The sequence below is a fragment of the Variovorax atrisoli genome, from assembly GCF_014195185.1.
Lineage (GTDB): Bacteria > Pseudomonadota > Gammaproteobacteria > Burkholderiales > Burkholderiaceae_C > Variovorax > Variovorax atrisoli.
On record NZ_JACIBG010000003.1, the window covers coordinates 441911 to 461689 of the forward strand.

The following is a 19779-nucleotide window of genomic DNA, read 5'->3' on the forward strand; positions in this document are numbered from 1 at the left end:
CCGTCAAGGGCACGACCGCCTTCGAGTTTGCCGCAGGATCAGTAGCCTGCCGCCAGGCCCGTGTTGCGGCGCGGGTCGTTCGCGCCGTAGAAGCGGTTGTTGCCCACCGGCTTGCCGCCCAGCGAGGGCGCGCCGACGATGATCGCGGCGAGGTGGTTGGCCGGCTGCGGCACGCCCAGGTTGTGGCCCATGTCGGTCAGGATCTTGCGCGTGTCGGGGCTCAGCGCGTAGGTCTCGACGTTGGTGACGTCGGGCAGCCACTGCTGGTGGAAGCGCGGCGCGTCGACGGCTTCCTGCACGTTCATGCCGTAGTCGATGGCATTGATCATGGTCAGCATCACCGCGGTGATGATGCGGCTGCCACCCGGGGTGCCGACCACCATCACCGGCTTGCCGTCCTTGGACACGATGGTCGGGCTCATCGAGCTCAGCGGGCGCTTGCCCGGCTCGATCTTGTTGGCCTCGCCCTGCACCAGGCCGTAGAGGTTGGGCACGCCCACCTTCGAGGTGAAGTCGTCCATCTCGTCGTTCAGCAGCACGCCGGTCTTGGCGGCCGTGACCTTGGCGCCGAACCAGTCGTTCAGCGTGTAGGTCACCGAGACCGCGTTGCCCCACTTGTCGGCGATCGAGTAGTGGGTGGTGTTGCTGCCTTCATGCGGTGCGACGCCGGGCTTGATGTCCTTGGAGACACCGGCCTTCTTCGGGTCGATGACGGCGCGGATCTTCTCGGCGTAGCCCTTGTCGAGCAGCCGGTCGAGCGGGTTCTTCACGAAGTCGGGGTCGCCCAGGTAGCTGTTGCGGTCCACGTAGGCGTGGCGCATGGCCTCGATCTGGTAGTGCACGGCCTGTGCCGAGCGGTAGCCCAGGTCCTTGAGCGGATAGCCCTCGAGGATGTTGAGCATCTCGCAGATGATCACGCCGCCCGAGCTCGGCGGGGGCGCCGACACGACGCGGTAGCCGCGGTAGTCGCACTCCACGGGTGCCATTTCGCGCGTCTTGTACTGATCGAGGTCGGCCTGCGTGATCAGGCCCTTGCCAGCCTGGCTGGAGGCCACGATGGCGTTGCCGACCCAGCCCTTGTAGAAGCCGTCGGTGCCCTTGGCGCTGATCTCGCGCAGGGTCTTGGCCAGGTCCTTCTGCACCAGCTTGTCGCCCACCTTGTAGGGCTCGCCCTTGTTCAGGAAGATGGCGGCCGTGGCCGGGTCTTCCTTGAAGTCGGCCGTGGCGGTGGCGAGCAGGTCGATGTCGCCCTGCTCCAGCGCGAAGCCCTTCTCCGCCAGCTGGATCGACGGGGCGAGCAGCTCGCCGCGCTTCATGGTGCCGTACTTCTCGCGCGCGTATTCCATGCCCGAGACGCTGCCGGGCACGCCCACGGCGAGGTGGCCCTTGGTGCTCAGGCCCTTGATGACGTTGCCGTCCTTGTCGAGGTACATGTTGGCCGTGGCGGCCAGCGGGGCCTTCTCGCGGAAGTCGAGGAAGGTCTTGCGGCCGTCGGCCAGCTGCACGGTCATGAAGCCGCCGCCGCCGAGGTTGCCCGCCGCGGGATAGACCACCGCAAGCGCATAGCCCACGGCCACCGCCGCGTCGACCGCGTTGCCGCCGCGCTTGAGCACGTCGACGCCGACCTTGGTGGCCAGGTGCTGGGCACTCACGACCATACCGTTCTCGGCGGCGACGGGCGCCACCGACGCCGCGTGCGTCGCGCCGGCCGCGGCCAGCGCGAGCACCGCCGCGACGGCGCCCCTCAGCTTGGGAGTCCAGTGGATTTGTTGCATGTTGAAGTCTCCTCTAGAGCGTGTTGAAGAATCTTTGGTGTGGTGCCCTGCCGGCAGCTCATGCCGTGAGCAGCCCCTTGCGGCGAAGCGCGTCGAGCGCGACCGCAACCTGCTGGCGCGCGAACTCCCTGACGGCCGCCGGATCGGTCAGCGGCTTTTCGTCCTTGACGAAGCGCAGCCTGTCGCTGCGCACCTCGGCTTCGAGATGCTCTGCCAGCGCCTCGTGCGAACGGGTGCCGTCGAGCAGCGGCAGCAGGCTGCGTTCGAGCAGCGACACCGTCACATGCTCATGCCACTGGTTGCAGGTGCTGGCGGCGGGACTGGCACCGGGCACGAGAGCCACCGCGCTTCGCACCGCGGACAAGGCCCGCGGCAGGCTGGAGACCGTTTCGGCGGTGCGCACCGGCGAGCGCCTAAAACGCAGGGCACCGAGGATCAGCAGCTCCTCGACCATGGCCATCACAGCCGGCTCGACCGCCGCCGCAGGCTGCCCCACCAGCGCGGCCACCGCCTCGATGAGCGATCCGGCAGACATCGTGGCCGGATAGCGCGTGTCGAGCAGATGCGCCACCGCCTTGTGCACCGGCAGCCGCAGCGTCACCTTGAGGCCGCGCTGCGCATTGCAGGGCTGCTCGCGCGCATCGAGCGCGAGCGCAGAACCGTCTTCCGTCTTGAAGGCACCCGCGAGCTCGAGCTGGCGGATGCGCGCAGGCTCCAGCCTGTAGCGGACGCCCTGGGCGTGGGCCTGCCCGACCAGCAGCGTCTGGCGGAACGTGCGATTGACCAGGAAATCGAGGTACTGCTCCATGAGCACCTGGCTGCCCCCGCACTCGCGCAGCAGCGGATCGCGCACCTTCTCGCCGTAGTTCTGCACGAACATCGTCGACGGCTCGGCGTCGCACAGGTAGGCCAGGCCGCGGGTCTGCGCGCGCGCAACGAACTCCTTGAAATAGCACGGCGCGTTGCATGGCTCGAGGAACTCGTGCAGCAGGTAGGAGCTGTTGGCGTTGCGCACGATGGGCATCGCCTCTTCGAGCGTCTTCTTGAGCACGCTGTCGGCACGGGCCGACTGCTCGAGGAAGTCGAGCATGCCTCGCGCATAGGAGAGCTTTTCTTCCGGCGTATCGCGCGGGCCGCCGCGCAGGATCATCGCGTCGCGCACGATCTCGCGCGCCTTCCAGCCGGGGTAAACGTTGTAGCTGACGTAGGCCACGCCGTTGGGCGCGAGGTTCTCGCTGCAGATGCGCAGGATCGCGTCCTGCACCTCGCCTGGCACCCAGCTGTAGACGCCGTGGCAGACGATGTAGTCGAACTGGCCGAACGAGGCGTCGATCTCCGCCAGGTTGAACGCCTTGAGTTCGATGTTCGACAGCCCCGCGCGCGCGATGGCGGCAGCGCCCTGGGCCACCTGCACCGTCGAGAGGTCGACGCCGACCGCGCGCGCCTCGGGATGGCGCGCCGCGAAGGGAATCAGATTGCCGCCGGCGGCGCAGCCGAGTTCCAGCACGCGGGCCGTCGCGGGAGGAGGAACGTCCAGACCAAAGAGAAAGGCCAGCGCTTCCAGGTGCTCCATCGCCGATTGCGGAAACGGATGCGAGTCGTAGGGCACCGTGTCGTAGTAGCTGGTCAACTCGGAAGTCAGGGAGTCCGGCACGGGCGTCCTTTTTCTTCGGGATCTGGGCAGGTGGCAGGAAGGAGCGCAGAGACGATCACAGACGGTGACTGCGATGTGACAGTGCTCGCCGACTATAGCCGTGACCACAGGCCATCGCGCAATAAAAAAGCCCGGCCAAATGGCCGGGCGTGAAAAGCCTATCTGCTTGGCATTGCGTCAAGGCCCCCGCACAGGTTGACCAGCGGGGGACGGTTTACCCGTCAAGGAGAAACTGGGATGGGAAGGACCGGGACCGGAAGAACATTCGCCGCATTCCTCGAGGCGGGCCACCGGGCGGAGCCAGTCTGCCGCGGCGTCTTCAGGCCACATCGCACGCAGGCGCGCGTCGCGCCACAGGGTTCGTGCGACGTCCTCGAGCTCGAGGGCGTCCACCGTGTGCCACCGCTGCTGCAGCCGGTGCGCGCAGGCGGCGATCCAGAGAGTGGCGGGCATGTTTTCCATGGGCGTAGTTTACTGTATATTCATACAGTCTTTTCAACAAGAAAGTCCGCCATGCCCGCGACCGACGAAACGACCCCGCCGCCGAACTACCCGCTCAAGGAAGCGCTTGCCTGGATCTCGAAGTTCGCACATGCATGGAAGGCCATCGAGCCTTCACCCAGGAGCCTCAGCATCGACGGCTTCATCATCTGGGGACCCGTGCTCTACGAAAAGCACAAGGACGAAGATCCGGTCCAGCTCGCCAGGCAATTGTTCGGCCGGTCGGGCGAGTACTTCAGGTATCTCTACCCGGGCCGCGGGCGCAGCTCCAACGATCCCCGGTCTTAGAATGCCCCGATGATTTGGCGCACACTGCTTCCGCTCACTCTGGTCCTCGTCGCCGGCTGTTCCACTCCCCCGAACGAGGTGACGCAAGTCCGTGAAGGCGTGCTGCGCGCCATGACCTATGTCCAGGCATCAGACTATTGCGATGCGCGCGACAAGACGCCGCGCTGGCTGGGCAAGGCTCCTGCGGAACAGGGCGTCCTCTTCCAGTGCTATTGACAGCGCCCGCCTGAGCTGACGTCGCCGGACGCGGCGCACGACTTCAAGCGCCCACGCGCCCGTCCTACACAAGCGGACGAATCCCGGAAGAAGACGCCTCCCTGTCATCCGAAAACAATTTGCTGACAACTACGCCGTGAGCAAGAAAGATGACCATCAAGGAGATTTGCCGGCTGCACGGGCTCGATCTCGAGCGAGGAAGCCGCGTATTGTGTGACGGCAGGCTCGGCACTGTAGCCGGCGCGAACGGAAGGTTCCTGCGAGTGAAGTTCGACGGAAACCAGATCAGCAGCCCTTGCGATCCGCTCGACGTACAGCCGGTCGGACCAACAACCATAAGCTCCCCGATCGGCCCCGACCGGGGGCCAGCCGTTCTGGCCTGATCTCCCGATCGATGCCTACCAGCAAGTGCCTGGTCGTCAGGCTGGGCACATACGAACTCAAGACCGTTCGCACAGCTCGTCCCGCAGCGCCTTGATCTGGTCATGGTTGCTGGGCGCCCTCAGCCTGGCGCTCGACCACCCGCGCACTCCCGGCGGAATCGGTGCCTTCAGCGCCTTCCGATAGCGGGCCGCCGCAGCGGCAGCGCATTGCGACGCACGATCGCGAAAGACCTGCTTGAGCTGCGTCGAATCCACCTCGGCGGGGCAGCGAACCGCCCCGCCCACCATCGCTCAAGCCACCTCCACGTGGATGCGCCTGGGCTTCGCGTGCTCGGCCTTGGGGATCCGCAGCTTCAGCACGCCCTGCGCAAGCTCCGCGGACACTTTCTCGGTGTCCAGCTCCTTGCTGAGCGTGAAGACGCGCTGGAACCGCCCGAGGCCAACTTCCGTATGGCTGGTCTTAGGCCTTCGGGCACGGCGAACCGCCCCGCCCACCATCGCTCAAGCCACCTCGACGTTGATGCGCCTGGGCTTCGCGTGCTCGGCCTTGGGGATCCGCAGCTTCAGCACGCCCTGCGCAAGCTCCGCGGACACCTTCTCGGTGTCCAGCTCCTTGCTGAGCGTGAAGACGCGCTGGAACCGCCCGAGGCCGACTTCCGTATGGCTGGTCTTCAGGCCTTCGGGCACGGTCAGGCTCGACTCGGCCTCGATGGTCAGAGTCTCCGCTTCAACGTGGAGGTTCAGGTTCTCGCGCGAAACCCCTGGAAGGTCGGCATAGAGCGTGATGCCTCCCGCATCTTCGATCACGTCGACAGGAGGCGTCAGCGCGGCGCTGCCATAGCGCGGAGCCTTCTTCGGCTCGTGGTTCTCCGGCATGCCGGAAGAACGGGTCTGGATGTCGTTGCTCATGGTGTTCATCTCCTCGATATCACTGGACAGCGATCACTGGACGGCGATGCGGCGCGGCTGGGCCGATGCGCGGCGGCGGACGGTGATGTGCAGCAAGCCGTCACGCAGCTTGGCATCGACCGCCTCGGGGTCCGCATCGTCGGGCAGCGTCAACATGCGGCGGAACGAACCTTCGAAGCATTCGTTGATGTGCACGGCCGCCTTCGCATCCGCTTCGGGCAGCACGCTCTTGCGCTCGCCGGCGATGGTCAGCAGGCCGCGCTCGAGATGGACCTCCAGCGTGGACGGATCGACGCCGGGAGCGAAGGCATAGATTTCCACCGCCTGCGGCGTCGCACCGACATTCAGCGCGGGAAACCCGTTGCTGCCGAAGCCCCGGATGGTGGGTGCAACATCGAACGCCTGCCGCATGTCTCGCTGCAGACGGTCCATTTCCGCGAGCATGTCGCGCGGGAAGAAAGCTCGGTACATGGCTGAACCTCCAAAAATCTGGAACCTGTGAAAACCTGGGAAAGGGCCGGAGCCCTCACTGGGGCAGGCGGGAAGCGCTGGCAGCCTGCGAGGAGCCGCGGGCGAACGAGCGCAGCCGTGCGGTGAAGCGCGGCGAACGGCTTCGCCAGCGCGGGGCGCGTGAGTCCGGATAGTTGAATTTCGCCAGTTCCTCGCGTCCCTTCTGGGTGATGGCAAGCACCTGCGCAGCCGAGGCTGCACCAGACAGGGAAAGAGGATCCGAAGGCGACGGCACGAGGGCGACGACGAGCCCGGCGGCGCGCAGTACCCTGACCTGGTCGATGTCTTCAGTGCGATAGAACGTGACAGGTAGGCGGGAGCCGGCGATTTGCTTGAGCAAGTTCATGGTCATTGCATTACCTCCTTTTCGGTCGACCAATTTCCGACGGAGGTGAAGATAGGCGGCGCCTCGCCGTTTTCAAGAGGGAGTTTCTCGACGCCCGGGCCCGAGCACGAAGGCCGTGCAGGGACGATGCCCCACGCGAAAAAAAGCCCGGCCGCTCGGGCCGGGCTGAGGTTTACAGCAAGCCTACGGGGAGACCGCAGGGAGCCAGAATCTACGACACGGTTCGTGCCCGCGGTGTCGGACAAATCCGACTCCGGCAACGTGCGCCCTGCATGGCGCGACCGCTGGAAGGCAATGGCTCGAACTGACGAACATCTCGGCTTTACCTGAGCAACTTCTGCGGCGCCGGCCGACGCACGGGCGCCGCCGATGCGGTCAACCTTCGCGGCAAAACGCATAACAACTTGAAGAACCATGGACCAGCTCTTCGCCCGCTTCGCCAATCGGATCGCCCACATCGCAGGAAGTCCGATCACCTTCCTGGCGTGCGTGGCCATCGTCGTGGCATGGGCGATTTCGGGACCATTCTTCGGCTTCTCGGAGACCTGGCAGCTTCTCATCAACACCGGCACCACGATCGTGACCTTCCTGATGGTGTTCCTGATCCAGAACACCCAGAACCGCGACGGCGCGGCGCTGCAGACCAAGCTCGACGAACTCATCCGCTCGTCCGACGCCCAAGACGAATTCATGGGCATCGAGAAGCTCACCGATCAGGAGTTGAGCGTCCTGCACCAGAAGTGCGAAGCAGCGGCAAGGAAAAGCCACGCGACGCTGGAGCGCACCCGTGCCGAACGCCGCCGGCGCGGGCACGGAAAAGAAGATTCAGAGGCGAAATAGCCGAGGGAGAACGTCCAAGTGAAAAGGGCGTTCACCGGACTTCGGTGAACGCCCTCGGACGTCATGTTGGTGGGCTGGGGTCTACTGAATGATCATCTGAAAGGCCCATCGATACTGGAGCCAATCTTCAATTTCAAGAATTTGTTCCCCGAGTTGTTCCCCGGTTTGGGAGCCGCTGTCGATCTCGTTGATGGTTTATCACCTGCTCGGAACAGAACTAATCTAACGGCCACAAGATCGGCGAAAGCCGCGTACGCCTTTCCGTGATGGGTTAAACCAAACTGCTGCAATCTCGCAACACATCGCTTGCAGTCGACCGGTCGGAGGGCGATGCCCGTTTCGGGATCGATCCAAGGCTGCGAGCAGGTTTGCATTGCGCGAAGTTGAGTTGGGCTGATCGAACTGCGTACGGGATGTCGAGATATTGGTGTGGACTGGACCGCCCGCCACAAAACATCCCGCCGGCCAGCTTCGCTGCCTTGCATCGCCAGCGCGCTGGCGATGCAAGGCAATCACCGGAGATCAAGTAGTCTCCACAACCTTGGACTCGCTAACTCAACATTGGCACGTCTACAGGGGGCAGGTCACTCTCGCGAGCGCATCGAGCCCAGCGTTCGAAGAAAGCTTCGCGCGGCCATCGATGCGAATACCGGGCGGAACTATGTCGGCGGAAAGATCAGATCGGGCCGTCTGGACTCGCTCGGGATTCAGAAAAAAATCTGACCCACAACGACGATGTGTCCGACGCAGCAATTTATCGAGCGGTTTAGCCTCGACGTGAGCGAGCCCTGAGAAGTTCGCTTTGTTGTCACAGCATCAGCACAGCTCAATGCGCCACCCCTAGTACCGAAGTTCAAAAATTCCCACCATATTTGCGGACCACCTACCGACTTCTTGGTATTGATCACATCTCAGCAGGGGTTGACATTAAAGGTTGATTGAGTCCTGTGCCTGAGCAAAGGCACTCGCGACCCATCATCTTTTTCACTTTCCTGGAGCCATGGCCATGACGATGCACAAGGCAGCCCTGAAGTTGTTTCTCGAGGAGTGTATGGCGACAACGCTCAGAAAAGAAATCGAATTGGAAGGCACCTTGGCCAGTGCGCTGCAAATCCGCCACAAAATTCGAGACGTCGATCTTCAAAAGATTTTTGACCTTGCCAATGGGGCGCGACCCAATTCAATAAGGCGGCACTATTATGCAAGCACCTTGCAGCTATTTGCAGGCTCGGCATACAGTACTTTGGAACCAATCACGTCTGCGCCTATTGGAAAGCTCGCGGATGCCATGGTCACTCCTCATTGGGATCCCAACAAAACACACAAGTTTGGCTCCATCTACGACGCCGAGCCTATGAACTTGTTCCCTGGCTGGTCACTAACCAACACACGAAACAATCGGAACATGCTCGACCCGCATCTCTTGATGCTGCATTCGGATGGCGCAATATCTACCGATCTTCATGGGGAAATGGCGTCAACGACCAAGAATCGCACAGTGGGCATGCAAATTTCTGCACAGCTTTATCCCGAAGATGAACAAGTGACTGAAAATAGATTGAAAGGGGAAGATCTTCCGGGATTGGAAAAAATTTATTCTCCATTCACAGCGAAGCTCAAAAAGAGAGAAGAACAAATGGAAAACACCATGAGCAAGCTAAGGGGAGAGGAAAGCAGATCGTATGACGCCTCCCAGATGCTCAGGAAATACGAAAAAATCTTATTCGCGACAAAACAATCCACCAGGGCAGGGACCGCACACTATCAACTCCTATTTGACAGCTTGAATCTTCAGGATATGAGCAGTCCTGTTTTGCTGAACGCCAAAAATTATTGGGCTAGACACCGCGCGACCATAGAAACAGAAATCGCCGACGTCATGGAACAACTGCGCCGTCAGGACGTAAAAAAGTACGCGACGACGCTGCCTCATTACAAGGCTCGGTAGATGCTGCGGCATCATCTTCACGACGTCTTGAGCGAACCTGCTCGCATTTAATGGCAGCAATTTCTTCGCTATTCGCGTTTTTCGACGTTGCTTAGACCCCGTGCCACTGAACTCGCGTTTCAAGGTGCGCGCCTATTGACGAGAGCGACCATATCAGTGTCCTATGGCAGAAATTCATTTGGCGTCACCGCTCATCACTGACCTGATATCAAGCAGCGTTTCCTCGGGATTCCACAATTTCTAGTAACGCCTAAATGCGGGCGGCTCCTTCGAGCTATCGACCGAAATCAGAATCGCCGTGATGCCACGGCGTAGCCGCAGCACGGCACTGCGTCAGCAGCATTGGTGCATCGTCCAACCAGCCGAGCAGACGCCGTGGTATGTCGAGGTCACAAAACACCATGCAAGGAATTTTGCGTACACCGAGTTTTTGCCTGCTGCACGCACAGAACATCGGCGGCCACAGTTTTGATCATTCTCGTCGAGTCGCCGTCGCCTCGCGAAGCAGGGCCGCCTGCCCCCCCTCTATGGGCGCGGCGGTGTCACCCAGTGCACAGATTGCGGAAAACACAGTGTTGCGCCTCAGCATCGAGGGATAACCATTATCAGTTTTTCTTAAGTTGAAGCTGACGGTCGTGTGCTGCAGCAATGTGGTGCATCAAGCTGCGTACATAAGGTGCGAAATTGCTCGCGGAACTTCTGCCAATAGGACTCGGACTTCAGGATGCGCCAAGTCAGTGCAATCCAACCAAAGTTTCAAACTTCCACTGTGACGCACTCATGCGTTTGCCCTCATCCATGCGATTGCCTTGAGTGATCACGATGCCACTTGCTTGCATTGATCAACCAAAGGGCCGCGAGTGACCATGCGAGTTCCTTTGTTCCGGTGGAGTAGATCCCATGTTTAATTTTTCGCGCCGTGTAGTGGTCCTTTTTCTCTCGCTCAGCGCCGCGGCCGCTATGCCGGCAACTGCACAAACGCCAGCACTCATCAAGCTCGTAGTTCCCTATCCGCCGGGAGGGAGTGTCGACACGATGGCCCGTCTGCTGGCGCAGCCCCTTTCCGATGAACTCAAGACGTCCGTGGTCGTCGACAATCGGCCAGGCGCAGGTGGGCGGATTGCAGCCTCGCAACTAAAGCGAGACACCGCCGACGGCAGTGTGATTCTTATCGCACCGAATGCACTGACAACGATCCAGTCGCTCACTTATGCAGGGAAGATCGACTACAGCGTCACGCGGGACTTCACTCCCGTTTCACGTCTCGCGTCCTATCCTTTTGGTGTTGCAGTACCCACGAACTCCCCGGCAAAGTCCGTCCCTGACCTGCTGAAGGCCATGAAGGCCAACCCCTCCGTGGCATCCTATGGCACATCCGGAGCCGGAGGTATGGCCCACTTTGCAGCGATCGCGCTCGGCAAGGAAGCGGGTGTCGACTGGACTCATGTGGCCTTCAAAGGTGGCGCGCCGCTGGTCACAGACCTCATCGGCGGTCACATTCCGGTGGGCGTAGATACATTGGTCGATCAGATCGAGCACCAGCGAGGAGGAAAGATTCGTATCCTGGGCATCTTCAGTCCTCATCGCTACGCGCTGGCACCGGAGATTCCCACGCTGGCTGAACAGGGGCTGAAGGTGGCACCCGTGGAGGGCTGGTTCGGCGCATTCGTTCCCGCACGCACACCGAAGGAAACCGTTGCGCGCATCGATGCAGCGATCGCCAAGGTCATCCAGGAAAAGGATTTCAAAGCCAGACTGAACAAGCTCATGCTGGAGCCGAGCTATCTTCCCTCGCAGGAGTTCACGAAGCTCCAAGTGGCCGAGCTGCAGCAGTGGGAGCCTGTTGTGAAGGCCTCGGGCTTCACACCCGACTGATTATCGAGCCGGCGTCATACTTCACGTGCGGCGCGTCTCCAGCGCGCGAGCAAGCCGCGAGAACGACTTGAGCATGGACACCAACTGAGTGGCTTCACGGCCCAGGCGCCGCCCCGCCTTGAAGACGATTCCAACTTGATAGGCCAGATCCACCTGCTCCTTGATTCTGATCTCGGACAGGTTCCCGATCGCTAGCGGGTGCTGGAGCAGCACGGACGGCAGACGGGCTACGCAGTCCGATTCGAGAAGCATCGAGATGGCGCCGAACAGCGAATCCGAAACTGCCGCGAATCGCGGGCTACCAAGCTGATGCCGGAGGAACAACTCTTGGACGCTTTCGTCATGCTGTCCCGCCATACTAGGGTTTCCGACGACGATCCACTCGCTCGCCGCAAGATCTCGCACTGAGCGGGCCGCACCGAGGGGATGCCCCTTGCGCGCAGCGATGGCAGCCCGGCCTTCGTAGAGAAAGTGGATGGTCAGATCACCGGATTCGAATGACTCCGGTAGTCGGGTGACCGCAAGATCCAGTCTATTGTCCCGGATGCCTGCAAGCAGTTCCGACGTCGAACGTTGAGTGATGTGAATTGTCGTGCTCGGAAACGCCAGTCGAAAATCCTTGAGGACCGCCGGCGCCAAACGCAGCGAGGGATCGATGGAAACCCCCAATCGGATCTGGCCTGTCGCCGGCCGATTGACGTTCTGCAGCCATTCCTCGGCTCTCTCTGCCTCTTGCAGAATGGCTCTGGCCTGGGCAACAAACTCCTCCCCCACGGGAGTCAACAGAACTCCCTTGGCAGTGCGCTGCAAGAAGGTGACAGAGTACTCAGCTTCGAGATTGGCAAGGCTCTTCGTAAGACCCGCCTGCGAGACATCCAGCGCTCTGGCCGCTGCGCGATATCCGCCATACGCAACAACGGCGAGGAGATCTCTTAACTGCTGCAAAGTCATCGTTCTGCAATAGTAGTCCGAAGCGATAACCATAGGCAATCACGAAGTGCTGCAAGCGGTGGCAATCCTGCGTTACCTCAAGCATATTCGTTGAATGACCTCTCCTGTTTCCTACCCCGATCACATCGCCGCCATCAAGCCCTACATTCCGGGCAAACCCATCAGCGAAGTCGCGCGGCTTCTGCCGGGTGCGCGAATCGTCAAGCTTGCTTCCAATGAGAACCCACTTGGCGCCAGCCCCAAGGCCATGGAAGCTCTCGCCCAAGCCCAGATCAATCTGTCGCTGTACCCAGACAACGATTGCGCAGATCTGGTGTCGGCTATCGCTCAGTTCCACGGCGTGGGCCGCGAGACGGTCGTCGTCGGTGCGGGCTCCGAGAGCATCATCGGCACCTCTGTTTCGACCTTGCTTTCGATCGGCAGGCGAACCTCCTTTTCTCAATATTCCTTTCAAGCCTACGTGAACGCGGCTCAGCGCGTAGGAGCAACCCCTTTGCAAGTGGCTTCGCCGGATTTTCACGTCGACCTCCCCGGCCTGCGGCAGACGCTGGCACAAGACCCGACGCTGATCTATATCGCCAATCCTGGAAATCCGACCGGGACCTGCGTGGATCCGATGGAGCTTGAGTCATTCATCCGTTCGGTTCCGTCCCATGTCGTGGTACTGCTCGACGAGGCTTACTACGAATACATGCCAGCAGATCGGCGGCTGGACTCGATCCGGCTGGCGACCACGTTGCCAAACGTCCTGGTCACCCGGACCTTCTCCAAGGCGTACGGTCTTGCAGGGCTGAGGATCGGGTACGGCATCGCACACCCCGGTCTCGCTGAAATGCTGCGCCGAGTGAGGGCACCATTCACCGTCTCCGAGGCGGCTCAGCGAGCAGCGATCGCAGCGCTTGATGATCAGGAGTTCCTCACTCGAACGGTGGAGACAAATGCTCGCTCCAAGGCAGCCATGCAAGAAGGCTTGGTGGCATTGGGGCTTAAGGTCATCAATTCGCACACGAATTTTCTTCTTGTAAAGGTGGCGGATGGAGCGGACTGGGCTCGCCGCCTCGAACAGCGTGGCCTGATCGTTCGTCCCGTAGGTTCGTACGGCCTCGGCGAGTGGATTCGGATCAGCATTGGCACGATGGAAGACACGCAACTGCTCATCGAAGCATGCAAGGCTGAACTGGGCAAGCCGCCGGTGACTGCGGCCTAGCCGGGCAGTTATCTTGGAGTGCTGCCGCCTCCAGTGCTCGATAGAGAGGAGAAGATTTTTTGCCGGTGCCGTCGAAAGACGGCAGTACCCAAAGATCCTTCTCGCTTGACTGCTGGCACAAGGCATCGCCGCAAGACGCGCTCTGATCGGTCCGGTCTTTCCTCTGGGCGTAGGCAGGTCGAAATGCCAGCCCTATTCGACCCGGGCCCCAGAAGCGCGCACCACGGGAGCCCAGCGCTTCACTTCATCTTTCATGAAGCGCGCCAGCTCGGCGGGACTTGAACCTACCGCCTCCGCGCTCAGTTCATCCATTCGCCTGCGCATTGCCGGATTCTTCAGCGCGAGCAAGGCGGCGCCATTGAGTCGGTCCACAACGGCCTGCGGCGTGTTGGCAGGCGCCAGCAACGCGTTCCACGTCGCGACAAGAAATTCAGGGAATCCAGCCTCGGAAGAAGTGGGGGTTTCCGGAAGATTGCTGAGCCGCTGCGGCGTGGTGACTGCCAGGGCGCGCAACTTCCCCGACTGGATATGGGGTAGCAGCGCGGGCACAGTGTCGTAGACGATGTCGATGTTTCCCGCCAGCAGATCTTGCAGTGCAGGCGCGGCCCCTTTGTACGGGACATGCGTGGATTGCACGTGTGCCTGGGTGTTGAACATTTCTCCCATGAGATGGCTTACCCCGCCAACGCCTTGGCTACCGAAAGTCAACTTGCCAGGATCTTTTCGCATTGCATCGGCAAGTTGCCGCAAGGACTTGTACGGCGAAGAGGCCTGAACTACGACTACTCCACCTACACGCGCGATCAAGGAGATGGGTGCAAAGCTTCGTATCGGGTCATAGGGCAGCTTCGCATAAAGAGCCGGATTGATCGCGTGCGTAGATACGGTCGCCATCAGGATGGTGTATCCATCCGTAGGTGACTTGGCAACGACATCGGAACCCAGACTTCCCCCGGCGCCCGCACGGTTGTCGACAATCACGGGCTGCCCCAACGCGGCCCCCATCTCCGCCGCCACGAGTCTGGCCACGATGTCGGTCCCTCCGCCAGCGGCGAAGGGGACGATCATCTTGACTGGCCGCTGCGGATAGCTCTGAGCGGCATGCACAGCGGGAGCGAGCAAGCCAGCCGCGGTGGCTGCGAGGAAATTTCTTCTAAGCATTTCTTACCTGTGCATGGCACCAAGAGCCTGAATCAAGCTCCGTGCAAGGCGCGGTACCGTAAGAGATCCTCGATCCCGAATCGGCCGTTTTCTCGTCCGAAACCAGACCATCCCCATCCGCCAAACGGCGTCGCAAGGTTTTGCGCCGCACCATTGATCACTACCTGGCCAGTCTTCATATCTCGGGCAACCGCGAGGGCTCGGAGAGGGTCTGCTGACCACACGGCGCCAGACAGTCCGTAACGGGTCGAATTGGCCAACGCCACAGCCTCCTCCTCCGAGTCATAGGAAATCACCGAGAGGACGGGGCCAAAGACTTCCTCCTGGGCAATCTCCATGTCGGACCGGACATCCGAGAAAACGGTTGGCAAGACATAGCAGCCCTGAGCGAGGTGTTCCGGCATCTTGTCCCCACCTAAGACAAGACGAGCACCCTGCTCACGTGCATGAGCGATCATGCTCAGTACGCGCTCCTGCTGACCGCGGCTCGCCACGGGCCCCAAACGTGTCCGCATATCCAGCGGATTTCCCATCGGCCACTGCGTCAATGCGGCTTCAAGGCGTTCTTCAATCTGACCGAGCAGTCCGCGCGGTGCGATGAGGCGCGATTGGCTCACGCACGCTTGCCCGGAATTGGCCATGCTCAAGCGAACCACGGCGGCCAGAGCTGCGTCCAGATCCGCATCATCGAGAAGGACCGCAGCAGACTTTCCGCCCAACTCGAGCGTGACTGGTTTCAGATCTTCCGCCGCCGCGATCATGATGCGGCGGCCGACGGCCGTGGACCCGGTGAAGCTGATGTGGTGAACATCGGCATGCCGAACGAGCCTTTCGCCAACGTCGGGACCGCCCCAAACCAGGTTCACCACGCCGGGAGGAATGCCGGCAGAGTGGACTGCCTCCATGAACACCTGCGCGGCCCCCGGGGACACCTCGCTCGGCTTCAAGACGACCGAACACCCGGCAGCAATCGCCGGTGCGACCTTGGCGACGATCTGATGCAGCGGAAAGTTCCAGGGCGTGATTGCGGCAACGACTCCAGCCGGGACCCTTTCAACCTTCCCATTGCCGATCTGCTCGGTCCAGATGATCTGCTCGATACCGTCTCTCGCGAACTCCAGGCCCTTCAAGGCCATCGGAAGCTGCATGAGCTGGCCCAGCCAGACAGGACATCCCATTTCAAGGGCCAGCGCCGAGACCGCCTGATCGACACGCTTGTGAAGCTCTGCATGCAGACGAGTCAGGGCTTCGCTGCGTTCTTCCTGCGAAGACCGGGACCACAGTTGAAAACCAGCGGAAGCACTTCTGACAGCTTGATCGACGTCCTCCGGCGAGCAGGGGACAACTTCGCCAATGACACGCCCGGTCGAAGGGTCCGCCACGGGCATTGCAGCGCCACCGCCGGATCTAACGAAAGCGCCATCGGCATAGAAGCTGTCATAGGATCTCATCGTGCAGCCTCGCCCAGCGGATTGGCTGGTGCCGCCGGACCGCTCATTCCCTTCATGGGTTGAAGCCGCAGCAGGTGCCACGGGCTCGGCATCACGCCCACCTTCGCTTCGATCAGTACAGGCCCAGGATGTGCATTCGCTTCGCGCACTGCCGCCTCCAACTGCGACGGCGAGCCAACCGCCTGGAACGCGACACCGAAAGCGCGCGCCAGCAATTCGAAATCTGGATTGGTCAGGTCAACACCGACTTCCGCGCCGAACTCCCGCTTCTGGATGGCGCGGACATTGCCATAGTGCCCGTCGTTGAAAACGATCAACGTAAGGGGAAGCCGATAGCGTTGCGCAGTCGCCAGCTCCTGCATGTTCCAACCGAAGCCTCCATCGCCAGTGATGGAGACGACCCTGCGGCCTGCTGCACCGACCGCTGCGCCCAGCGCAACGGGAAAACCGTAGCCCAATGTGCCCTGATACCCTGGTCCGATGTAGGTGCGCGGTGCATGCACGGGGAATGCGATTCGGGCCAGATAGCCGACCTGAGTCAGCTCGTTGACGAAAACACCGTCGTGCGGCATCGCTCTGCGGATTGCTCGCACATAGGATGCTTGCGGCTCGACCGAGTCGATCTGACCCTGCGCCCAGGCCTTGACCGACTCTGCGCTTTCGTTGGACAAGCGGACATTCGCTTTGACTCGTTCTGCGAGTTCGCGCAAGGCCGGCAGCGCATCGGCCATAAGAGAGACTTCGGGCGTCCTCGGTGCACCCAAGTCCGCTTCATCGATATTGATGTGGATGTACTGCACCTTTCCGGCCGGCCACGAAGCTGTGGGAGTGAGCACGTCCACGAACCGGCTGCCGACGACGAGCACCACATCAGCATGCTCGAACACCGCGCGTCCTGCCAGCGCGTTCATCGCCAGCGGATGGTTGTCGTCAAGGGCGCCCCTTCCGTTGTCGCTCATGACAACTGGTGCACCGATCCGTTCTGCAAGGCGCTGCAGTTCGGCGTGAGCCCCACTTGCGATCACGCCGCCACCCACATAGATCACTGGGAAGCGCGCGCCGTCCAACAGTTTGGCCGCGCCTTGAATCTGAATCAGATCTTCCGGGCTCAGTGTGGTTGACGGTTGTGCGGCATCTGCGGCTCTTGGATCGATGCTGGCCGACGCACTGAGATAGTCATGCGGAATCTCCAGGCCAACCGGACGCGGGCGACCGCGATCAAGTTCGCGAAATGCGTTGTCCAGAGAGACGCGGATATCGGAAGGCCCGGTGACCATGTGATTCCATTTGGTCAGCCCTCGAACGAAGCCAGACTGGTCCTTGATCTCGTGCAGTAAACCGCAGCCCTTGCCAATGCCGCTGGAATGAATTTGACCGGTCACGAAAAGGACCTTCGAGTTAGACGCATAGGCCGTCGCCAACCCCGCCCCGGCATTGAGCGCTCCGGGGCCTGGCACCACCATGGCGGCACCGACCTTGCCGGTCACGCGGTAGTAGCCGTCTGCCATGTAGGTAGTCGTTTGCTCGTGTCGCGGAATGAACAGACGGATTTCCTCGCTTCGCTGGCGCAATGCGTCAACGGCCCAGTCGAGCTGAATGCCTGGAATCAGAAAGAGATCCTTGATGCCGTGCTTGATCAGGCCATCGACCAATGCTTGGCCCCCGGTGGATTGCGGTTTGGCGGTCATGTGTATATCGCGTGAAGTGAAAAGGTATGTGGAAGAAAAAAAGTCGAGCGCAAGACTTTGACTCCGCGCTCGAAGGGAAAGCAGGCGTCCAGCCGAACTGGGGCAATCACCTCGCTCATTCGGCCTTGGCTCCGGTCGACTTGACGACGGCGCCCCATTTCTTGGACTCGGATGCAATCCAGGTTGCGAACTGGGCCGGCGTGCTAGCGACAACCTCGAACTCCATGTCTTGAAGCCGCGCAGTGATCTCCGGGGAATTCAGAATCTTGACGAGCTCGGCGTGGTAGCGGTCAATGATCGGCTTGGGCGTTCCCGCCGGAGCGAGCAATCCAACCCAGCTGGTGGCTTCGAGATCTCTGTAGCCGAGTTCCATGAGCGTGGGAATTTCGGGAGAGCTCCGGAACCGCTTTTCTCCCGTTGTTGCCAGCAGCTTCAGCCGCCCGGTGGCCACGAATTGCTGGACATTTCCGGGCACCATGAATGCGACATGCACATTGCCTGCAAGCAGGTCCGTCACGGCGGGAGTGGCACCCCTATAGGGGATGTGCGTGACATTGATACGCGCCGCCGCCTTGAGCATTTCCATCGTCAGATGGGAAGCACTACCCATGGCCACTGAGGCATAGGAATATTTGCCCGGATTCGCCTTGGCCTTGGCGATGAACTCCTTGGCGGTGGAGAAATCCGCCGCGGGTCCCGCCACCAGGTACTGCGGTGACTTCACCGCCAGCGTGATCGGCGCCAGATCCGTCTTCGGGTCGAAGGGCATCTTCTCGAAGAGCGACGGATTGATGGCCAGTGGCCCGTTGTACCCTACGAGCAGCGTGTGCCCATCGGGCGGAGCTTTCGCGACGAACTCCGCGCCGATGTTGCCCCCTGCGCCGGGTTTGTTGTCGACGATCACAGGCTGGCCCAATGCTTCCTGAAGCTTCGGTGCGATCAGCCGAGCCAGCGCATCATTGGTGCTGCCTACGATCGGCACCACGATCTTGATCGGCTTCGACGGCGCCCATTCCTGAGCCATCGAAGGAAAGGACAAGGCCAGAACCATCATCCCAAGCCAAGCGGCGAATGCTCTGAGCATCATGACGCGTCCTCCTATTTCGCGGGTGGAGGCATCTGCGAAATGAGGTCACCCCATTTCCTGGATTCGCCGGCGATGAACTGACCGAAGTCCTGCGGATCCATGTAGGCAGGCTCTGCAGCTAAATTCGAGATTTGGTGACGCACCTCCTGGTTGGACAGCGCCTTCTGCAGTGCACCGGAGAGCTTCGCCTTCACATCGGCCGGGGTCTTTGCGGCGACAAAAAGCCCCATCCACGCGGGCGCTGCATATCCCTTCACACCTGCCTCCGCAATCGTCGGAAGCTCCGGGGCAACCTTGCTTCGCTCCGCACTGGTCACACCCAGTGCAACGAGTTTTCCCGCCTTGATGTGGGGGTAGGCAGACGTGAGGTCGACGACGGCGACCGGCACGACGCCGCCAAGCAGATCGGTGACCGCAGGGCCGCTTCCGCGATAAGGCACCGCCGAGATGGAGACATTACCCATCTTCGCGAGCAGTTCCCCCGACAGATGCTGGGACGTGTACTGTCCAGGAGTTGCGTACGAGATCTTGCCGGGCTTTGCTTTCGCATCGGCCAGGAACGCCTGCAGGTTGCCGTACCCGGCGGAGCCGGAGGCTACGACGACCAGCGGGATGTCGGCCATCTTTCCGAGGGGAGACAGATCGCTCTGAGGCTTCAAAGGCGGCGCATCTGGCAGATGAGAATTCACCGCGATAGCACCCGTGGCCCCCAGGCCGATGGTGTAGCCGTCCGCGCTTGCGCGTGCCACCGCCATCAGCCCCAAGGCGCCGCCTGCGCCTGGCTTGTTGTCGACGACAACCGGCTGGCCCAACAGCTGGGACATCTCCTTGCCGACCACGCGTGCGATGGCGTCGGCAGAAGCCCCAGGAGCGAACGGCACGACCAGGGTGATGGGTTTCGAGGGAAACTGCTGCGCGCTCGCTGTCGCGAAGGCAGCGGACGAAAGGGCGAACGTGGCGATCAGACGCCAGATTGAAGTTTTCATGGT

The 19779-nt window shown here is 61.4% G+C and carries 18 protein-coding genes and 1 pseudogene; 7 read left to right on the forward strand and 12 right to left on the reverse strand.

The window, feature by feature from the left end; genetic code table 11:
* Positions 1-38: 38 nt before the first annotated feature.
* Entirely contained in the window at positions 39-1775 is a 1737-nt protein-coding gene (gene ggt / locus FHY06_RS13225; RefSeq protein WP_126185474.1) for a gamma-glutamyltransferase, read from the reverse strand.
* A 58-nt stretch (positions 1776-1833) separates the two neighbouring features.
* Positions 1834-3429 (reverse strand): methyltransferase regulatory domain-containing protein, encoded by a 1596-nt coding sequence (locus FHY06_RS13230; protein ID WP_184605411.1) that lies wholly within the window; start codon positions 3427-3429, stop codon positions 1834-1836.
* A gap of 513 nt (positions 3430-3942) precedes the next feature.
* Here FHY06_RS13230 and FHY06_RS13235 point away from each other — a divergent pair.
* The 3 genes from FHY06_RS13235 (at position 3943) to FHY06_RS13245 (ending at position 4817) form a co-directional block, all read left to right on the forward strand.
* On the forward strand, positions 3943-4218 hold the full coding sequence (locus FHY06_RS13235) for a hypothetical protein (RefSeq protein WP_019654781.1): 276 nt from the start codon (positions 3943-3945) through the stop codon (positions 4216-4218).
* A gap of 78 nt (positions 4219-4296) precedes the next feature.
* Complete coding sequence (locus FHY06_RS13240; RefSeq protein WP_260310324.1) at positions 4297-4434, forward strand: hypothetical protein; 138 nt, start codon at positions 4297-4299, stop codon at positions 4432-4434.
* Between the two features lie 149 nt (positions 4435-4583).
* Positions 4584-4817, forward strand: a complete 234-nt coding sequence (locus tag FHY06_RS13245) for a hypothetical protein (RefSeq protein WP_184605412.1) — start codon at positions 4584-4586, stop codon at positions 4815-4817.
* Between the two features lie 291 nt (positions 4818-5108).
* On the opposite strand, the pseudogene FHY06_RS13250 reads toward FHY06_RS13245, so the two are convergent.
* The 4 genes and pseudogenes from FHY06_RS13250 to FHY06_RS13265 form a co-directional block, all read right to left on the reverse strand.
* Positions 5109-5279: pseudogene (locus FHY06_RS13250) on the reverse strand (Hsp20/alpha crystallin family protein); the annotation flags it as partial.
* A gap of 39 nt (positions 5280-5318) precedes the next feature.
* Complete coding sequence (locus FHY06_RS13255) at positions 5319-5693, reverse strand: Hsp20/alpha crystallin family protein (protein ID WP_051127589.1); 375 nt, start codon at positions 5691-5693, stop codon at positions 5319-5321.
* A gap of 66 nt (positions 5694-5759) precedes the next feature.
* The gene (locus FHY06_RS13260; protein WP_184605413.1) at positions 5760-6197 is read right to left on the reverse strand and encodes an Hsp20/alpha crystallin family protein; all 438 of its coding nucleotides are present in this window, start codon (positions 6195-6197) and stop codon (positions 5760-5762) included.
* Between the two features lie 55 nt (positions 6198-6252).
* Positions 6253-6588 carry a hypothetical protein gene (locus FHY06_RS13265; RefSeq protein WP_126185469.1) on the reverse strand — a complete coding sequence of 112 codons (336 nt, stop codon included), beginning with the start codon at positions 6586-6588 and terminating at the stop codon, positions 6253-6255.
* A 408-nt stretch (positions 6589-6996) separates the two neighbouring features.
* Between FHY06_RS13265 and FHY06_RS13270 the strand changes: the two genes are divergently transcribed.
* From FHY06_RS13270 to FHY06_RS13280, 3 genes are all read left to right on the forward strand, one after another.
* Positions 6997-7422, forward strand: a complete 426-nt coding sequence (locus tag FHY06_RS13270; RefSeq protein ID WP_132797368.1) for a low affinity iron permease family protein — start codon at positions 6997-6999, stop codon at positions 7420-7422.
* Between the two features lie 1006 nt (positions 7423-8428).
* Complete coding sequence (locus tag FHY06_RS13275) at positions 8429-9370, forward strand: hypothetical protein (RefSeq protein ID WP_184605414.1); 942 nt, start codon at positions 8429-8431, stop codon at positions 9368-9370.
* A gap of 900 nt (positions 9371-10270) precedes the next feature.
* On the forward strand, positions 10271-11245 hold the full coding sequence (locus FHY06_RS13280; protein ID WP_184605415.1) for a Bug family tripartite tricarboxylate transporter substrate binding protein: 975 nt from the start codon (positions 10271-10273) through the stop codon (positions 11243-11245).
* A 21-nt stretch (positions 11246-11266) separates the two neighbouring features.
* On the opposite strand, the gene FHY06_RS13285 is transcribed toward FHY06_RS13280, so the two are convergent.
* Positions 11267-12196 carry a LysR family transcriptional regulator gene (locus FHY06_RS13285; RefSeq protein WP_184605416.1) on the reverse strand — a complete coding sequence of 310 codons (930 nt, stop codon included), beginning with the start codon at positions 12194-12196 and terminating at the stop codon, positions 11267-11269.
* A gap of 94 nt (positions 12197-12290) precedes the next feature.
* On the opposite strand from FHY06_RS13285, the gene hisC reads away from it, so the two are divergent.
* A complete protein-coding gene (gene hisC, locus FHY06_RS13290; protein WP_184605417.1) occupies positions 12291-13403 on the forward strand; it encodes a histidinol-phosphate transaminase in 1113 nt (370 codons plus the stop codon).
* 192 nt (positions 13404-13595) lie between these two features.
* On the opposite strand, the gene FHY06_RS13295 is transcribed toward hisC, so the two are convergent.
* The 5 genes from FHY06_RS13295 to FHY06_RS13315 all read right to left on the reverse strand — a co-directional run bounded on the left by FHY06_RS13295 (position 13596) and on the right by FHY06_RS13315 (position 19776).
* Complete coding sequence (locus tag FHY06_RS13295) at positions 13596-14471, reverse strand: Bug family tripartite tricarboxylate transporter substrate binding protein (protein WP_221404238.1); 876 nt, start codon at positions 14469-14471, stop codon at positions 13596-13598.
* Positions 14472-14596: 125 nt separating this feature from the next.
* Positions 14597-16015, reverse strand: a complete 1419-nt coding sequence (locus FHY06_RS13300; RefSeq protein WP_184605419.1) for an aldehyde dehydrogenase family protein — start codon at positions 16013-16015, stop codon at positions 14597-14599.
* Complete coding sequence (locus tag FHY06_RS13305; protein ID WP_184605420.1) at positions 16012-17703, reverse strand: thiamine pyrophosphate-dependent enzyme; 1692 nt, start codon at positions 17701-17703, stop codon at positions 16012-16014. The genes FHY06_RS13300 and FHY06_RS13305 overlap by 4 nt, the downstream gene beginning before the upstream one ends.
* 115 nt (positions 17704-17818) lie before the next feature.
* Positions 17819-18790 carry a Bug family tripartite tricarboxylate transporter substrate binding protein gene (locus tag FHY06_RS13310; protein WP_184605421.1) on the reverse strand — a complete coding sequence of 324 codons (972 nt, stop codon included), beginning with the start codon at positions 18788-18790 and terminating at the stop codon, positions 17819-17821.
* An 11-nt stretch (positions 18791-18801) separates the two neighbouring features.
* Positions 18802-19776: a tripartite tricarboxylate transporter substrate binding protein gene (locus tag FHY06_RS13315; RefSeq protein ID WP_184605422.1), complete on the reverse strand. Its 975-nt coding sequence runs from the start codon at positions 19774-19776 to the stop codon at positions 18802-18804.
* Between the last annotated feature and the right edge of the window lie 3 nt (positions 19777-19779).